Annotated in this window: 16 protein-coding genes; 10 read left to right on the top strand and 6 right to left on the bottom strand. The window is 68.3% G+C overall.

The features are described from left to right. Positions 1-149 precede the first annotated feature (149 nt). Positions 150-1430, top strand: a complete 1281-nt coding sequence (gene tilS, locus QWG60_RS14400; RefSeq protein ID WP_107181092.1) for a tRNA lysidine(34) synthetase TilS — start codon at positions 150-152, stop codon at positions 1428-1430. Between the two features lie 22 nt (positions 1431-1452). Here the strand turns inward: tilS and ppx are convergent, their stop codons facing one another. After that, entirely contained in the window at positions 1453-2988 is a 1536-nt protein-coding gene (gene ppx, locus QWG60_RS14395; RefSeq protein ID WP_046078356.1) for an exopolyphosphatase, read from the bottom strand. Between the two features lie 446 nt (positions 2989-3434). Here ppx and rho point away from each other — a divergent pair, with 446 nt between their 5' ends. The 8 genes from rho (at position 3435) to QWG60_RS14355 (ending at position 9724) form a co-directional block, all read left to right on the top strand. Next, positions 3435-4694 carry a transcription termination factor Rho gene (gene rho, locus QWG60_RS14390; RefSeq protein ID WP_016853467.1) on the top strand — a complete coding sequence of 420 codons (1260 nt, stop codon included), beginning with the start codon at positions 3435-3437 and terminating at the stop codon, positions 4692-4694. A gap of 244 nt (positions 4695-4938) precedes the next feature. Further along, a complete protein-coding gene (gene ubiD / locus QWG60_RS14385) occupies positions 4939-6432 on the top strand; it encodes a 4-hydroxy-3-polyprenylbenzoate decarboxylase (RefSeq protein ID WP_035592683.1) in 1494 nt (497 codons plus the stop codon). After that, positions 6429-7214 (top strand): NAD(P)H-flavin reductase, encoded by a 786-nt coding sequence (locus tag QWG60_RS14380; RefSeq protein ID WP_046078354.1) that lies wholly within the window; start codon positions 6429-6431, stop codon positions 7212-7214. The genes ubiD and QWG60_RS14380 overlap by 4 nt, the downstream gene beginning before the upstream one ends. Next, complete coding sequence (gene folM, locus QWG60_RS14375; protein ID WP_146908426.1) at positions 7211-7924, top strand: dihydromonapterin reductase; 714 nt, start codon at positions 7211-7213, stop codon at positions 7922-7924. The genes QWG60_RS14380 and folM overlap by 4 nt, the downstream gene beginning before the upstream one ends. A gap of 71 nt (positions 7925-7995) precedes the next feature. Continuing rightward, a complete protein-coding gene (locus QWG60_RS14370; RefSeq protein ID WP_258393721.1) occupies positions 7996-8124 on the top strand; it encodes a hypothetical protein in 129 nt (42 codons plus the stop codon). Positions 8125-8213: 89 nt separating this feature from the next. Further along, positions 8214-8360 (top strand): hypothetical protein, encoded by a 147-nt coding sequence (locus tag QWG60_RS14365; RefSeq protein WP_160174895.1) that lies wholly within the window; start codon positions 8214-8216, stop codon positions 8358-8360. 122 nt (positions 8361-8482) lie between these two features. Next, complete coding sequence (locus QWG60_RS14360) at positions 8483-8647, top strand: hypothetical protein (protein ID WP_173835022.1); 165 nt, start codon at positions 8483-8485, stop codon at positions 8645-8647. A gap of 6 nt (positions 8648-8653) precedes the next feature. Continuing rightward, entirely contained in the window at positions 8654-9724 is a 1071-nt protein-coding gene (locus QWG60_RS14355) for a 3-deoxy-7-phosphoheptulonate synthase (RefSeq protein WP_146908429.1), read from the top strand. A 73-nt stretch (positions 9725-9797) separates the two neighbouring features. Here the strand turns inward: QWG60_RS14355 and ppk1 are convergent, their stop codons facing one another. After that, a complete protein-coding gene (gene ppk1 / locus QWG60_RS14350) occupies positions 9798-11930 on the bottom strand; it encodes a polyphosphate kinase 1 (protein WP_375700482.1) in 2133 nt (710 codons plus the stop codon). Positions 11931-12341: 411 nt separating this feature from the next. Between ppk1 and elbB the strand changes: the two genes are divergently transcribed. Next, complete coding sequence (gene elbB, locus QWG60_RS14345) at positions 12342-13001, top strand: isoprenoid biosynthesis glyoxalase ElbB (RefSeq protein WP_035592673.1); 660 nt, start codon at positions 12342-12344, stop codon at positions 12999-13001. Between the two features lie 111 nt (positions 13002-13112). On the opposite strand, the gene tatC is transcribed toward elbB, so the two are convergent. The 4 genes from tatC to QWG60_RS14325 form a co-directional block, all read right to left on the bottom strand. Further along, complete coding sequence (tatC, locus tag QWG60_RS14340; protein ID WP_107181089.1) at positions 13113-13889, bottom strand: twin-arginine translocase subunit TatC; 777 nt, start codon at positions 13887-13889, stop codon at positions 13113-13115. Then, positions 13886-14299 carry a Sec-independent protein translocase protein TatB gene (tatB, locus tag QWG60_RS14335; protein WP_146908431.1) on the bottom strand — a complete coding sequence of 138 codons (414 nt, stop codon included), beginning with the start codon at positions 14297-14299 and terminating at the stop codon, positions 13886-13888. The genes tatC and tatB overlap by 4 nt, the downstream gene beginning before the upstream one ends. A gap of 6 nt (positions 14300-14305) precedes the next feature. Next, positions 14306-14560 carry a Sec-independent protein translocase subunit TatA gene (gene tatA, locus QWG60_RS14330; protein WP_046078348.1) on the bottom strand — a complete coding sequence of 85 codons (255 nt, stop codon included), beginning with the start codon at positions 14558-14560 and terminating at the stop codon, positions 14306-14308. Between the two features lie 187 nt (positions 14561-14747). After that, a complete protein-coding gene (locus tag QWG60_RS14325; RefSeq protein WP_035592664.1) occupies positions 14748-15083 on the bottom strand; it encodes a phosphoribosyl-ATP diphosphatase in 336 nt (111 codons plus the stop codon). Positions 15084-15094 lie beyond the last annotated feature (11 nt).

Below are 15094 nucleotides of genomic sequence, written 5' to 3'. Positions count from 1 at the left end.
CCACACGGATGTGGGAAGTGCGTAGGCCCGTCGGGAACGGGCCTAGCCCTTGCCTTCGCTCGAAGAGGGCGCTGGCTTCGGGGCATCCGTTGCCGGTATCTGGCGTGGGGAAGCTTCCCCTTCAACATGCCTGAGCGTTCTCCCTGCCCATGAGCCTCGCGTCCTCTTCCCTGCAAGCCACGATCGACAGCGCCCTGGCGGAGACCCCGCCGGGGCGCTGCGTCTGGGTGGCGCTCTCCGGCGGGCTCGATTCCGCGCTGCTGCTGACCCTGGCCGCCGAGGCCTGCCGGCGTCATCCGCGCCCGCTGCGGGCGCTGCACGTGCATCACGGCCTGCAGGCCGCCGGCGACGACTTCGAACGCCACTGCCGGTGGCTGTGCTCGCGGCTCGGGGTGCCGCTGTTCGTGGAGCGTGCCGCGGTCGATGCCAAGGCGGGGCTTGGGCTCGAGGGCGAGGCGCGGGCCGCGCGCCATAGGGCCTTCGCCCGGCGCGTCGGCGCCGGCGAGACCCTGTGGCTGGCCCAGCATCGCGATGATCAGGCCGAGACCTTCCTGCTGGCGGCGCTGCGCGGCGCCGGCCCACGCGGGCTCGCGGCGATGCCGGCGGTGCATGATCTCGCCGGGCGCCGCCGCGTGCGCCCGCTGCTCGACGTTTCCCGCGCGGCGCTGGAAGCCGAGGTCCGGCGTCTGAATCTCGCCTGGGTCGAGGATCCGAGCAACAGCGACACCGCGCTGGATCGCAATTTCCTGCGCCATCGGGCGCTGCCGCTGCTGGCCGAGCGCTGGCCGCACGCCGCGGCGGGGCTGGCCCGCAGCGCGGCGCATGCCGGCGAGGCCGATGGCCTGCTCGAGGAATTCGCCGCCGAGGACCTGGCACGGCTGGGGGGCGAGCCGTCCTGCCTGCCCCTCGACGACCTTCTGGCGCTCTCGGCGCCGCGCCGTCGCCTGCTGATCCGCCACTGCCTGGAGCGACGGGGGCTGCCGCGGCCGCCGGCCGCTCGGCTGGCGACGTTGCTTGAGCAGCTCGAGGCGCGCCGCGACGCCGAGGTGCGCGTCGTCTGGGCGGGCGCCGAGGCGCGGGTCTGGCGCGGGAGCTTGTATCTGCTGGCGCCGGTCGTGTCGCTGCCGGCCGAATGGCGCGCCGACTGGGATGGCCGCGTGCCGCTTGTGACACCCTTGGGGCCGCTCGAGCGCGGCCTGTGCCGCCAGGATGGCCGGCCGGCGACCCTGTCGCTGGCGCCGCGGGTCGGCGGCGAGCGGCTGCGCCTGGCGGGCCGAGGGCGCCGCGATCTCAAGCGCCTGTTGCAGGAGTGGGGGCTGCCGCCCTGGGAGCGGACCGGGCTGATCGTCGCCTGGCATGGCGACGACGCGGTCGCGGTGGGGCGGCCCTCGGGCTGGCTGGCCTGCGCCGAGGGCTGGCGACGCGGCTGAGCGGGCTCAGCCGGGGCCAGGGTCAGTCGGTGGCAAGGATCAGCGTCAGGTCGGCGGCCTGCTGGTAGGCGACTTCCTGCTCCAGGTCGGCGAGCAGCAGGCTGGGGTCCTGCTCCGCCTCGAGGTGCAGTCGCAGGGCGTCCCCGTCGTCGGTCGTGAGCGTGGGTGTCTCGGGCGGCTGCTCGGGGCGCGAGTGGTTGAGGATCACCGCCAGGCGCAGCAGCCGGGCCAGCCGTGACATCGCGGGGCGCTCGGCGGCGGGCAGGGCCTGCCATTCCTTGTGCGGGAACTTGCGCCGGTGGGCGCGGACCAGGAAAGCCAGCTGCCGCTGCTCGGGGCGCGAGAAGCCGGCCAGGTCGGAGTGCTCCAGCAGGTAGGCGCCGTGGCGGTGGAACTGGCTGTGGGAGATGGCCAGGCCCACCTCGTGGAGCCGGCTGGCCCATTCCAGGAAGCGCGCCTGATCCTCGTCCAGCCGCCAGGCCTCGCGCACCTGTGCGAACAGTGCCAGCGCCGTGGCGGCGACGTTGTCGGCCTGACGGGCGTCGACGCCGTAGACGCGCTCGAGATTGGCCAGGGTCTTGAGCCGCGAGTCCTCGGGGCTGTTGCGGCCAGCCAGGTCGTAGAGCACGCCCTCGCGCAGGGCGCCGTCGGAATAGCGCATCTCCTCCAGGTCGAAGGCCTCGAAGATGGCGCCGAGGATGGCGATGCCGGCGGGGAAGACCCGGGCGCGATCGGCCTTGAGGCCGTCCATGGCGACCCTGTCCAGGCGCTTGCACTTGAGCAGCCGCTTGCGCAGGTCGGCCAGGCCCTGGCGGGTGATCACGCCCTCGGGCGACTTGCCGGCGGCGGCGATCACCGCCGCGGCGGCCTTGATGGTGCCGCTGGAGCCGACCGGGTCGCTCCAGCCGAGCTTCTGGAAGGGCTTCTGGATGTTGGCGAGCTCGGAGAGGGCGGCCAGCTCGGCGCGGCGCATGCGCTTCTCGGTGATCTCGCCGCCGTCGAAGAAGCGACGGGTGAAGGTCACGCAGCCCATGCTCAGGCTCTCCAGGGCCTGGGGCTCGAAGTGCTCACCGATGATGAACTCGGTGGAGCCGCCGCCGATGTCGATGATCAGACGGCGGCCGTCCTCGGCCACCGCGTGGGCGGCGCCCAGATAGATCAGGCGGGCTTCCTCGCGGCCGGCGATGATCTCGATGCGGGTACCCAGCAGGGCCTCGGCGCGATCGATGAACTCCTGGCTGTTGTCGGCGTCGCGCAGGGCGTTGGTGCCGACCACCCGCAGGTCGGGCGGGGCGATGCCCTCGAGGAAGGGCGCGAAGCGGGCCAGGCAGTCCAGTGCCCGGGTCATGGCGTCCTCGTTGAGCTGACCGTCCTCGTCGATGCCGGCGGCCAGCTGGACCTTGTCGCCCTGCCGGGCGACGACCTGCAGGCGGTCGTCGCGATAGTTGGCGACCAGCAGGTGAAAGCTGTTCGAGCCGAGATCGATGGCGGCGAGTCGGCGGGGGGCGAGCTCGAGCTCGCTGGCATCGGCGTCGTGCCGGTCCTTGGGCGCGGTCATGGCGGGTCCTTCAGGGAGACTGGCCAAAAAGGTTGCGGTCGTCCATCGGGCTTGTCAATCGCGCCGGAGCGGGCTCGGCGCGGGTATTGCGTTTCCCGTCGCCCTTGACTAGTATCGGGGCGTTCGCCTGTTCCGAATGCTTCCCGACCGCCCATGGCCACCACGCCACGGTCATTTTTTCCAAGTCGTCAGATAGCCCTCTGCAATCAGCCCTCTTCCCGGCCCATGGCCCGCTGCGCTGATTTCAGGCGAAAACGAACCTGCTCCCTCGCTCCCGAGACTGGCCCGGCACCCTCAGCGGTCGCCCGCCCGTGGCCATGACCCGCATCCGACGAGAGGCAGCCTGTCCGGGCTCTGAACGCATCCACGCGGCGTTAACGTCTCGCCTCTTTATCCCATACGGCGCACGACTGCCCGGCTTTCACGAGCAACTTCTGAACACACCGATGAATCTTACCGAACTCAAGCAAAAGCCCGTGCCGGAACTCCTGGAGATCGCCCGCGAGATGGGCATCGACAACCTGGCGCGTTCCCGCAAGCAGGACATCATCTTCGCCATCCTCAAGAAGCACGCCAAAAGCGGCGAGGCGATCTACGGCGACGGCGTGCTGGAGATCCTGCAGGACGGGTTCGGCTTCCTGCGCAGCGCCGACAGTTCCTACATGGCCGGCCCCGATGACATCTATGTGTCGCCTTCCCAGATCCGGCGCTTCAACCTGCGCAAGGGCGACTCCATCTCCGGCAAGATTCGTCCGCCCAAGGAAGGGGAGCGTTACTTCGCGCTGTTGAAGGTCAGCGAGATCAACTTCGACAAGCCCGAGAACGCCAAGCACAAGATCCTCTTCGAGAACCTCACGCCGCTGTTCCCCCAGGAGCGGCTGCGCATGGAGATCGGCAACGGCTCCACCGAGGATCTCACGGCGCGGATCATCGATCTGACCGCCCCCATCGGCAAGGGCCAGCGCGGCCTGCTCGTCTCGCCGCCCAAGGCGGGCAAGACGCTGATGCTGCAGAACATCGCCACCTCGATCACGCGCAACAATCCCGAGTGTCACCTGATCGTGCTGCTGATCGACGAGCGGCCCGAGGAGGTCACCGAGATGTCGCGCACCGTGCGCGGTGAAGTGGTGGCCTCGACCTTCGACGAGCCGCCGGCCCGCCACGTGCAGGTCGCCGAGATGGTGATCGAGAAGGCCAAGCGCCTGGTCGAGCACAAGAAGGACGTGGTGATCCTGCTCGACTCCATCACCCGCCTGGCGCGCGCCTACAACACCGTGGTGCCGTCCTCAGGCAAGGTGCTGACCGGCGGCGTCGACGCCCACGCCCTTGAGAAGCCCAAGCGCTTCTTCGGCGCGGCGCGCAACATCGAGGAAGGCGGCAGCCTGACCATCATCGCCACGGCACTGGTCGATACCGGCTCCAAGATGGACGAGGTGATCTTCGAGGAGTTCAAGGGCACCGGCAACATGGAGGCCCACCTGGACCGCAAGCTCGCCGAGAAGCGCGTCTATCCGGCCCTCAACATCCGCCGCTCCGGCACCCGCCGCGAGGACCTGATCGCCTCCGAGGACGAGATGCAGCGCATGTGGATCCTGCGCAAGCTGCTCAACCCGATGGACGATACCGCGGCCACCGAGTTCCTGATCGATCGTCTGAAGGATACCAAGACCAATCTGGAGTTCTTCGAGGCCATGAAGCGACGCTGATCGGCGCTATTGCGCTTGCGGATACGGCGTTGAATCCTCGCTCGGCCTGCTCATGTACGGCTCGTACACTCCGCGGCCCTCGCTCGGATTCGCCTTGTCTCCGCTGCGCTCATGACGCGCCGATGGCCAGCTGACCGAGCTCGACAGGCCATAGGTCAGGCTCATGGCGGCCAGGCGCAGCATCCCGAAGGGGCAGCATGCTATGCTGCCCCTTTTGCGTCGTTCGGGATAACGGGAAGGCCGCATGAAGTACAAGGACCTGCGCGAGTTCATCGCCGCGCTGGAAGAGCAGGGCGAGCTCAGGCGCGTGACCGCCGAGGTGGACCCCTACCTGGAGATCACCGAGATCTGCGACCGCACCCTGCGGGCCGGCGGACCGGCGCTGCTGTTCGAGAACGTCAAGGGACACGACATGCCGCTGCTCGGCAACCTCTTCGGCACGCCGAAGCGGGTCGCCCTGGGCATGGGCCAGGAGTCCGTCACCGCGCTGCGCGAGGTCGGCGAACTGCTGGCCTTCCTCAAGGAGCCGGAGCCGCCCAAGGGCTTCCGCGATGCCCTCGACAAGCTGCCGGTCTACAAGCAGGTGATGAGCATGGGCCCCAAGCGGCTCAAGCGCGCGCCGGTGCAGGAGGTGGTGCTCGAGGGCGATGACGTCGACCTCGACCGCCTGCCGATCCAGCACTGCTGGCCCGGCGACGCCGCGCCGCTGGTCACCTGGCCGCTGGTGATCACCAAGGGGCCGCACAAGTCGCGCCAGAACCTCGGCATCTACCGCCAGCAGAAGCTCTCGCGCAATCGCCTGATCATGCGCTGGCTGTCCCATCGCGGCGGCGCCCTGGACTTCCAGGAATGGTGCCGCGAGCATCCCGGCGAGCCCTTCCCGGTGGCGGTGGCGCTGGGCGCCGACCCCGCGACCATCCTCGGCGCCGTGACGCCGGTGCCGGATTCGCTCTCCGAGTACGCCTTCGCCGGGCTCTTGAGAGGCTCGCGCACCGAGCTGGTCAAGTGCGGCCACGCCGACCTCGAGGTGCCGGCCTCCGCCGAGATCATCCTCGAAGGCTTCCTCTATCCGGACGACACCGCTCCGGAAGGCCCCTACGGCGATCACACCGGCTACTACAACGAGGTGGAGACCTTCCCGGTGTTCACGGTCACGCGCATGACCATGCGCCGCGACGCCATCTATCACTCCACCTACACCGGCCGCCCGCCGGACGAGCCCGCGGTGCTGGGGCTGGCGTTGAACGAGGTATTCGTGCCGATCCTGCGTCGCCAGTTCCCCGAGATCGTCGACTTCTACCTTCCCCCGGAAGGCTGCTCCTACCGCATGGCGGTGGTGACCATGAAGAAGCAATACCCCGGCCACGCCAAGCGGGTGATGATGGGCGTGTGGAGCTTCCTGCGCCAGTTCATGTACACCAAGTTCGTGGTGGTGCTCGACGACGATGTCAGCGCCCGCGACTGGCAGGACGTGATCTGGGCCATCACCACCCGCATGGACCCCGCGCGGGACACGGTGATGGTGGAGAACACCCCCATCGACTATCTGGACTTCGCCTCGCCGGTGGCGGGGCTGGGCTCCAAGATGGGCCTGGACGCCACCGACAAGTGGCCCGGCGAGACCGATCGCGAATGGGGCACGCCCATCGTCATGGACGAGGCCGTCAAGGCCCGCGTCAGCGAACGCTGGGACGAGCTGGGCATCGACACCCCTGATAACGACAAGAGGCATTCATGACGGCAAGGACCCTGACCTGCCAGGTCGTCGAGGTCGAGGACCTCACCCCCGACGTCTTCCGGGTGCGCCTGGAAGGCCGCGCCGAAGCCATGGCCCATGCGCCCGGCCAGTATCTGGAGATGGCGCTCGACCCCGAGACCTGGGTGCCGTTCTCCATCGCCAATGCCCATGCGGGCGACGGCCGGCTGGAGCTGCACATCCAGCACTGGCCGGAGCGCTCCAACTCGGCGCGGCTGCGCGAGCTGCTGGTGGAGGCGCAGCACCTGACCCTGCGGCTGCCGAGCGGCGACTGCGTGCTCGATCCGGACAGCACCCGCCCGCTGCTGCTGGTGGCCGCCGGCACCGGCTTCGCGCAGATGAAGGCGATCGTCGAGGCGGCGCTGCACGCCGACCCGGCGCGCGAGATCGCCCTGTGGTGGGCGGCCAAGGAACGTCGCGAGTTCTATCTCGAGAGCCTGGCCCGGGAGTGGGCGTCCCAGCATCCGAACCTGACCTTCCACGGCGTCAGCGAGCAGGGCATGGGCGACGACTTCGCCGACGAGCGCGTCCAGGGCCATGCCGGGCGCATCGACGCGGCGCTGGGCGAGGCGCTCGACGACGTCGACGTCTCCGGCCATGACGTCTATCTCTCCGGCTCGCCGGGCATGGTCTATGCCTGCGTCGACGTGCTGGCCTCGCTGGGGCTCGAGCCGTCGCGGGTGTTCTCCGACGTCTTCGCCTATGCGCCGCGCGACCCGCTGGTGCCTACCGTGGGCAGCCTGGTGAGGGCAGGCCGGGCATGAGCGCCTCGCCGATCCTGATCACCGGCGGCGCCCAGCGCCTGGGGCGCCACTGCGCCGAGCGGCTGATCGACGAGGGCCATCCGGTGATCGTCAGCTACCGTCGCGAGCGCGAGGCGCTCGAGGCGCTGCGGCGCCGTGGCGTCGTCACCCTGCAGGCCGACTTCGACAGCCAGGCCGGCATCGAGGACTTCCTCGAGCGGCTCAAGGCCGAGACGTCCTCGCTGCGTGCCATCGTCCACAACGCCAGCGACTGGGCGCCCGATGTGGCCGGGCCCGAGGCCGGGGACAACTTCGAACGGCTGTTCCGGGTGCACATGCTGGCGCCGTACCTGATCAACCTCGGCGCCCGCGAGCTGCTCGAGGCTTGCAGCGAGCCGATGCGCGACATCGTTCACATGACCGACTTCGTCGCCAGCAAGGGCTCGCGCAAGCACGCCGCCTATGCCGCCTCCAAGGCCGGGCTCGAGAACCTGACGCTGTCGTTCGCTGCCATGTACGCGCCGTCGATCCAGGTCAACGCCATCGCCCCGGCGATGATCATGCTCAACGAGGACGACGACGAGGCCTACGCCGAGAAGGCTCGGGCCAAGTCGGCGATGGGGCTGATCCCGGGGCCGGGCGTGATCCATCAGAGCCTGCGTTACCTGCTGGATAACCGCTACGTGACGGGCATCACCCTGCCGGTCGACGGCGGACGGCATCTTCGCTAGTGGGTCGGCTCGCCGATCCGGCGAGCAGCGCCTAGACTGGCGATAGCCGCCGACGATGCGAGGAGGGGCCCATGGCGCAGCATGACGATGACGTCAAGGACGACAGCGGGCTGCTGTCCGTCTTCCTGGGGCTGGTGGTGCTGATCGGCATGAGCGGCCTGCCGGGTACCATCGCCTGGATCCGGCTCGCCACCGGCTGAGCCTTGCCATCCGGCCCGGGAGCGGGCAGGATGGAGTCTGATATTCAGGATCACCCTCACGCGAACCGTCGCGAAACATCGAGAGTCCCATGACACCGAGCCTGTCCCTGATCCCGCGCCGCCCGATGACCGCCTTCCCGGCGGCGATGGCCCGTGGTCACGAGACCGTCGTCGGTGACGCCTATTATTGGCAGGGCTATTGGTTTAGCGCCGGCGTGCCGGCGGCCGTGTCCTGATCGTACAGGACGACGCCGCGAGGCACGCCCGCCCAGGGTTGCCTCCGAGACTCAGAACCCCCGGACGGCAGCCCCGCCCGGGGGTTCTGCGTTTCTGGTATTCAACACTCGAGGAGAGTTTCATGACCGCATTCGATCGCCACCACGCCGAGTTCCGCATCCTGGGCCGGGACTATTACGGCTATGGCTGGCGATTTATCGACGAGCGGTCGGCTCAGTGCGCCACCTCCGACCGTGGGCTTGCCGGTGGCATGACCTTGTCCCGACCTTCACGCTCACGGAGTTGATGCCCCATGAATGCCCCCGTTTCCCTCGCCACCACCGCTGAATCCGCCCCGGTCCGCCGCACCGCCAACCCGCTGCCCACGCCGGCGGAGCTCCACCACGCCCTGCCGCTCGAGCCGGCCCTGGCCCGGCGCATCGAGGGTCAGCGCCAGGCCATCCGCGATATCCTGGCCGGGCGTGACGACCGCCTGCTGGTGGTCGTCGGGCCCTGTTCGATCCACGATCCCGAGTCTGCCCTCGAGTACGCCCGCCGCCTGGTCGAGCTGGCGCCGCGGGTCGAGGATCGCCTGCTGCCGGTGATGCGGGTCTACGTCGAAAAGCCGCGCACCACCGTCGGCTGGAAGGGGCTGGCCTACGACCCGGACCTGGACGGCAGCGGCGACTTGGCTCGCGGCCTCGAGCTCTCCCGCTCGCTGATGCGCGAGATCGCCGGGCTCGGCCTGCCGGTGGCCACCGAGCTGCTGCAGCCGATGCTGGCGCCCTACCTTGACGACTTGTTGAGCTGGGTGGCGATCGGCGCCCGCACCACCGAGTCCCAGCTGCATCGTGAGCTGGCCAGCGGCCTGGAGGCGGTGGTCGGCTTCAAGAACGCCACCAGCGGCGACCTGCAGGTGGCGGTCGACGCCATGCGCGCCGCCGCCCATCCGCACCAGCACTTCGCCATGGGGCCCGACGGTCGCCCCGAGGTGTGCGAGACACCCGGCAATTCGCATACCCATGCGGTGCTGCGCGGCGGCCACGGCGAGCCCAACTTCCGCGCTCCCCAGGTGGCGGCGGCGCGCCGGACCCTCGAGGACGCCGGCCAGAATCCGCGGCTGATAGTCGACTGCAGCCATGCCAACGCGCAGAAGGATCATCGCCGCCAGAGCGAGGTGATGCTCGACGTGCTCAACCAGCGGCTGGCGGGCGACGGCTCGCTGATGGGACTGATGCTGGAGAGCCACCTCCACGAGGGCAAGCAGCCGCTGGTGCCGGGCGCGCTGCGCCACGGGGTCTCGGTCACCGATGCCTGCATCGGCTGGGACACCACCGAGCATCTGCTGACCACGGCTGCGGAGAAGCTGCGCGAGACCGTCTGACCGGCATGGCCGTCGCGGAAACGAAGACGCCCCGCCATTGGCGGGGCGTCTTGCGTCGGGCGGCCTCCAGCCGTCAGGCGTGGGCGGCGTAGGCGTAGAGCAGCGTCTCCTGGGCGCTGATCGGTGCGGCGTCGCCGGGCGCCTGCTTGACGTAGGTGCCGTCGGGCTGCAGCAGCCAGCTCTGGCAGTTGTCGACCAGGTAGGTCTCCAGGTCCTTGCGCACCTGGGCCGCGAGTTTCTTGTCAAGCAGCGGGAAGCAGGTCTCGACCCGGTGGAACATGTTGCGGGCCATGAAGTCCGCGCTGGAGCCCCAGGTCTCGGGCTTGCCGTCGTTGTGGAAGTGGAACACACGGGTGTGCTCCAGGAAGCGGCCGATGATCGAGCGCACCCGGATGGTCTCGGAGATGCCGGGCAGGCCGGGGCGCAGGCAGCACATGCCGCGGATGATCAGGTCGCACTCCACGCCGGCCTGGGAGGCCCGGTAGAGGGCCTGGATCAGCTTGGGCTCGGTGAGCGAGTTGCACTTGATGATCAGATGGGCGCGCTTTCCCTTGCGGGCAAATTCCGCCTCGCGGTCGATCATTGCCACGATGCGCTCGTGAAGGGTGAAGGGCGCATGCAGCAGCTTCTCGATCTGGCGCGCCCGGCCCATGCCCGAGAGCTGCTGGAAGACCTTGTGCACGTCCGCGCACAGCACCGGGTTGGCGGTCAGCAGGCTGTAGTCGGTGTAGAGCTTGGCGGTCTTGGAGTGGTAGTTGCCGGTGCCCAGGTGGGCATAGTGGCGCAGCTGGCCCTTCTCGCGCCGCACGATGTGCATCATCTTGGCGTGGGTCTTGTAGGCCATCACGCCGTAGATGACGATGGCGCCGGCCTCCTGCAGGCGCGAGGCCAGGGCCAGGTTGTCGGCCTCGTCGAAACGCGCCCGCAGCTCGATCACCACCGTGACTTCCTTGCCGTTGCCGGCGGCCTCCACCAGGGCGTTGACGATGGGGGAGTCGGCGCCGGTGCGGTAAAGGGTCTGCTTGATGGCCAGCACCTCGGGGTCTCGGGCGGCCTCGCGCAGCATTTCCTCCACCGGGGAGAAGGAGTGGAAGGGATGGTGCAGCAGGATGTCCTGCTCGGCCATGGCCTGCAGCACGCTGTCGCGCTTGCGCAGCGCCTTGGGCAGGCCGGGCGTGAAGGCGCGATAGCACAGTTCCGGGCGCTCCACCTCGCCCAGCACCGACATCATGCGGGTCAGGTTCACCGGGCCGTTGACCCGGTAGAGATCGGCCTCCTCGAGCTTGAACAGCTTGAGCAGGAACTCGGTCAGCTCGTCGGGACAGTTGTTGGCGACCTCGAGACGCACGCCGCTGCCGTAGCGGCGCGAGAGCAGCTCGCCGCGCAGCGCCGAGGCCAGGTCGGAGACGTCCTCGGGGTCCACCGAGAGGTCGGCGTTGCGGGTCAGACGGAACTGGTAGCAGCCGTTCACCTTCATGCCGGGGAACACTTCCTCGGCGTGGGCGTGAATCATCGACGACAGGAAGACGTATTCGGTGAAGCCTTCCTCGCAGAGCTCGTCGGGCAGGGCGATCACCCGGGGCAGCGAGCGCGGGGCGGGCAGGATGGCCAGGCCGCCCTCGCGGCCGAAGGCGTCCTTGCCCTCGAGCTCGACGATGAAGTTGAGGCTCTTGTTGACCAGGCGCGGGAAGGGGTGCGAGGGATCGAGGCCGATGGGGCTGATCACCGGCATGATCTCGCTTTCGAAGTAGTCCTTGACCCAGGCGCGCTGGGCCTCGTTCCAGTCGCCGCGGCGGCGGAAGCGCAGGCCCTGGCCCTCGAGGGCGGGCAGCAGGGTGTCGTTGAGGATGCGGTACTGGCGATCGACCTGTTCGTGGGCGATCTGCGAGATCTCGCTCAGTATCGAGCGCGGCGAGCGACCGTCGGCGCCGGAGGAGGCGTCGCCGACCATGATCTGGTTCTTCAGGCCGGCCACGCGAATCTCGAAGAACTCGTCCATGTTCGAGGAGAAGATCAGCAGGAACATCAACCGGTTGAGCAGCGGATGCGCCTCGTCCAGGGCCTGCTCCAGCACCCGCACGTTGAACTGCAGATGGGAGAGCTCGCGGTTGAAGTAGAGGCCGGGATCGGCGAGGTCGGCCTCGGGGTCCGGCAACGCCTTGGGCTTGATCCCTGTGCGGGTCTGGTTGATGCGCGGTGTGGGCATCTCGCTCTGGAGCTCGCCTGTCGCGGCGGGCTCGGAGGTGACCGAGGTGTCGGGGTTACGTGAATCGTCCATGGAAGTACCCTGTCGTCGGCCCGCGGGCGGCCGCGTCGCTCGTCGGGCGTTATCGTTCATGATGCCGTCCTGCCCGTGGCGCCGGGAGGCGTCGCGCATCGTCTGTTGCCGGAGACGATCAGGGGCAGGCGGGGCCGGGCTCGGCCGCCGTGGCAAGTCTGGTGCCAATAAATGACAAAATGATGACAGTCGTCCGGTAGCAGGACTCTCTCGAGTATATCAGCGCGCCCCGGCGCCGAAAGACGCGTCTTGTCGCGCTACCGGCGACTCTCTAAAGTGGTGACTTCATGTTCATCGGCCCCGTCGACGACCGGCGGGGGGCGCACAAGGAGACGCATAATGAGCAAGCAGGTGGCGGTCATTCTGTCGGGATGCGGTGTTCAGGATGGCTCGGAGATCTACGAGACCACCCTGACCCTGTTGCGTCTGGACCAGCTGGGCATCGGCTATCGCTGCTTCGCCCCCGACATCGACCAGAGCGACGTGATCGACCATCGCAGTGGCGAGGCGGTCGAGGAGCGGCGCAGCGTGCTGGTCGAATCGGCGCGCCTGGCGCGCGGCGAGATCTCTCCGCTGGCCGAGCTGGAGGCCGACGAGTTCGACGCCGTCATCCTGCCAGGCGGCTTCGGTGCGGCCAAGAATCTCTCCAACTTCGCCGAGGCGGGCGCCGACATGGTGATCCATGAGGGGCTGGTGGACGTGCTGGGCGAGTTCCACGAGGACCGCAAGCCGATCGGCCTGATGTGCATCGCGCCGGTGATGGTGCCGCGGCTGCTGGGGCCGGGCATTGCCGTCACCATCGGCCACGATCCGGGCGTGGCGGGCGCCATCAGCAGCATGGGCGGCCTGCATCGCAGCTGTGGCGTGGAGGACATCGTGGTCGACTTCGAACATCGCGTGGTGACCACGCCGGCCTACATGATCGCCACCCGCCTGGGCGAGGCGGCCACCGGTATCTTCAAGCTGGTGGATCGCATCGACGAGCTGATGGACCTGTGACCCGGCTGCGCCGGAAGCGGTAAGCCGTGAGCTTCAAGCGGGAAGAAAAACACCCCCGGGCCGAGGCCTGGGGGTGTTGCGTCTCTGCATGGCTAAACAGCGTCCAGCGGCTTATGCGTCATCCTCGCCTTCGGCTTGCCGCTCGCGCTTGCGACGCACCAGCCGGCCGAACAGCAGGCCGACCTCGTAGAGCAGATACATCGGCACCGCCAGCAGGCTCTGGGAGACCACGTCCGGCGGGGTCATCAGCATGCCGATCACGAAGCAGCCCAGTACCACGTAGGGGCGCTTCTTCGACAGGCTCTCCACCGTGGTCGCCCCGCTCAGGATCAGCAGGAAGGTGGCGATCGGGATCTCGAAGGCCACGCCGAAGGCGAAGAACAGCTTGAGCACGAAGTTGAGGTACTGGTTGATGTCGGTCATCACCGCCACGTCCTCCGGCCCGGTCTGGGTGAAGAACTGGAACAGCAGCGGGAAGACCACGTAGTAGGCGAAGGCGGCCCCGGCATAGAACAGCGCCACGCTGGAGGCCAGCAGCGGCAGCGCCAGGGCCTTCTCGTTGTCGTACAGCCCCGGGGCGATGAAGGCCCAGGCCTGGTGCAGCACGAAGGGCACGGCGATGAACACCGCCACCACCAGGGTCAGCTTGAAGGGTGCCAGGAACGGCGAGGCCACCTCGGTGGCGATCATCCGCGAGCCTTCCGGCAGCAGCGCCATCAACGGCTGGGCGACGAAGGCGTAGATGTCGTTGGCGAAGGCGTAGAGGCCGAGGAAGATCACGAGTATCGCGATCACCGCGCGCAGCAGCCGCGAGCGCAGCTCGATCAGGTGCTCGATCAGCGGGGCCTGCGCCTGTCCGGGGCCCTGGGAATCGTCGGTTTGGCTCATCGGGAAGAGGCGTCCTCGTGGGCGTCGGCGTCGGAATCATCGGCCTGCCGGCGAACGCGCCCCAGGGCGTCGTCGAGGCGACGCTCGGGCGAGGCCTCGGCGTGTTCCTCGGGGGTGGCGCCGGCGCGGCGATCGCCCTGATCGGCGGGCGTTTCCACCGAGCGTTCGACGTCGCGCTTGACCCGGTTGATGCCCTCGTCGAGCTTCTTCTGCTGCTCGTTGAGCTTCTGGCGCAGCTCCTCCGCCTCGAGCTGGGCGTTGATCTCGCGCTGCATGCCGGAGACCGTGCGCTTGATGCGGCCGATCCACAGCCCGGTGGTGCGGGCGGCCTTGGGCAGGCGCTCGGGACCCAGCACCAGCAGCCCCACCACGCCGATGAACAGGAGTTCGAGAAAGCCGATGTCGAACATGGCGGCTTACTTGCGCTCTTCCGATTCCTCGGCCTTGCGCTCGGCGTGGACGTCGTAGGTCCGGCCCTCGTCGTCGTGGCGCACCTGGGCCTGGGACTTGTCGCTATCGTCGCTCTTCTCTTCCTCGCCCATGGCCTTCTTGAAGCCCTTGACCGCGCCGCCCAGATCGCCGCCGACGTTGCGCAGCTTCTTGGTGCCGAAGATCAGGATGATGATGCCGAGGACGATCAGGAGTTGCCAGATACTGATGCCGCCTAACATAGGGAATACCTCAGGTTGGGGCGCCGGGAGCCCGGCGTCGGTGTCTAGGTTCTGTACGAAAACTGTCTGCGCTCGTCCATACGGTGTTAAAAATCGGCTCTAAGTACTCATTTACACCGCGTAAACTCCGTCTTCTCGTCGATTTTTGCCTTGTCTGGCCATCGCTCGCCGACTTTTCGTCCAAAACCTAACGTGGCCGCGCGGCCTTCTCGTCGTGGCCGGACAGGCCGAAGCGGCGAGACAGCTCGTCGAGGACCTCGCGATGGCTCAGCCCCATGTGCGACAGCATCACCAGGCTGTGGAACCACAGGTCGGTCGTCTCGGCGACCAGCGCCTGACGGGCCGCCTCGTCGCCTCGCTCGGCGTCCTTGGCCGCGAGCAGCGTCTCGGTGGCTTCCTCGCCGACTTTCTCGAGTATCTTGTTCAGGCCCTTGTGATGCAAGCTGGCCACGTAAGAGTCGTCGGGCGCGGCCTGGCGACGGCTGGTCAGGACCTCGTCGAGGCGGTCGAGAATATCGCTCATATGAGACGTTT

Source organism: Halomonas halophila (assembly GCF_030406665.1).
GTDB lineage: Bacteria > Pseudomonadota > Gammaproteobacteria > Pseudomonadales > Halomonadaceae > Halomonas > Halomonas halophila.
The sequence above is the reverse complement of the archived record's forward strand: the minus strand, read 5'-3'. Positions and strand labels throughout refer to the sequence as shown.

What these genes read in the sequence shown, in the direction of transcription:
- tilS (WP_107181092.1), top strand. Translation starts at nt 150, where the DNA reads ATGAGCCTCGCGTCCTCTTCCCTGCAAGCCACGATCGACAGCGCCCTG.
- ppx (WP_046078356.1), bottom strand. Translation starts at nt 2,988, where the DNA reads ATGACCGCGCCCAAGGACCGGCACGACGCCGATGCCAGCGAGCTCGAG.
- rho (WP_016853467.1), top strand. Translation starts at nt 3,435, where the DNA reads ATGAATCTTACCGAACTCAAGCAAAAGCCCGTGCCGGAACTCCTGGAG.
- ubiD (WP_035592683.1), top strand. Translation starts at nt 4,939, where the DNA reads ATGAAGTACAAGGACCTGCGCGAGTTCATCGCCGCGCTGGAAGAGCAG.
- QWG60_RS14380 (WP_046078354.1), top strand. Translation starts at nt 6,429, where the DNA reads ATGACGGCAAGGACCCTGACCTGCCAGGTCGTCGAGGTCGAGGACCTC.
- folM (WP_146908426.1), top strand. Translation starts at nt 7,211, where the DNA reads ATGAGCGCCTCGCCGATCCTGATCACCGGCGGCGCCCAGCGCCTGGGG.
- QWG60_RS14370 (WP_258393721.1), top strand. Translation starts at nt 7,996, where the DNA reads ATGGCGCAGCATGACGATGACGTCAAGGACGACAGCGGGCTGCTGTCC.
- QWG60_RS14365 (WP_160174895.1), top strand. Translation starts at nt 8,214, where the DNA reads ATGACACCGAGCCTGTCCCTGATCCCGCGCCGCCCGATGACCGCCTTC.
- QWG60_RS14360 (WP_173835022.1), top strand. Translation starts at nt 8,483, where the DNA reads ATGACCGCATTCGATCGCCACCACGCCGAGTTCCGCATCCTGGGCCGG.
- QWG60_RS14355 (WP_146908429.1), top strand. Translation starts at nt 8,654, where the DNA reads ATGAATGCCCCCGTTTCCCTCGCCACCACCGCTGAATCCGCCCCGGTC.
- ppk1 (WP_375700482.1), bottom strand. Translation starts at nt 11,930, where the DNA reads ATGCCCACACCGCGCATCAACCAGACCCGCACAGGGATCAAGCCCAAG.
- elbB (WP_035592673.1), top strand. Translation starts at nt 12,342, where the DNA reads ATGAGCAAGCAGGTGGCGGTCATTCTGTCGGGATGCGGTGTTCAGGAT.
- tatC (WP_107181089.1), bottom strand. Translation starts at nt 13,889, where the DNA reads ATGAGCCAAACCGACGATTCCCAGGGCCCCGGACAGGCGCAGGCCCCG.
- tatB (WP_146908431.1), bottom strand. Translation starts at nt 14,299, where the DNA reads ATGTTCGACATCGGCTTTCTCGAACTCCTGTTCATCGGCGTGGTGGGG.
- tatA (WP_046078348.1), bottom strand. Translation starts at nt 14,560, where the DNA reads ATGTTAGGCGGCATCAGTATCTGGCAACTCCTGATCGTCCTCGGCATC.
- QWG60_RS14325 (WP_035592664.1), bottom strand. Translation starts at nt 15,083, where the DNA reads ATGAGCGATATTCTCGACCGCCTCGACGAGGTCCTGACCAGCCGTCGC.